Source organism: Mesorhizobium sp. M00.F.Ca.ET.216.01.1.1, from assembly GCF_004010325.2.
Taxonomy (GTDB): domain Bacteria; phylum Pseudomonadota; class Alphaproteobacteria; order Rhizobiales; family Rhizobiaceae; genus Mesorhizobium.
In genome coordinates this window covers 1-292 of record NZ_SADR02000496.1, presented here as the reverse complement: position 1 = coordinate 292, position 292 = coordinate 1, and the positions used below count along the sequence as shown (strand labels likewise).

General features: G+C 63.4%; 1 protein-coding gene. It reads right to left on the bottom strand.

Going from position 1 to position 292, the window contains the following annotated elements:
• A partial coding sequence (locus EN859_RS37125; protein WP_135913744.1) for a glycosyltransferase occupies positions 1 to 292 on the bottom strand: 292 nt, incomplete at both ends.

Sequence of the window (292 nt, the reverse complement as noted above, 5' to 3'; positions counted from 1 at the left end):
TCGGCCGCGCGGTGTTGAGCACTTTCGAATCCATCGGGTGAAAGATGTCGAGATCCATGCCGCGCGTCCACAGCACGACGTTCGTGAAACCATACTGTTCGAGGTCGCTTTTCACCACGGGCGTGGGCGCCATCACCGCGAGCGACGGCTTGTGGAACCAGTGCAGGAACCTGTAGGTCGCCGCGAGCGGGATGCCGAAGCGCGCCTGCACATACTCGGGAAAGCGCGTGTGATAGGCCGTGGTGAACGGCAGCTTGTGCTGGATCGCGTAGGCACGGGCGGCCATGCCGAG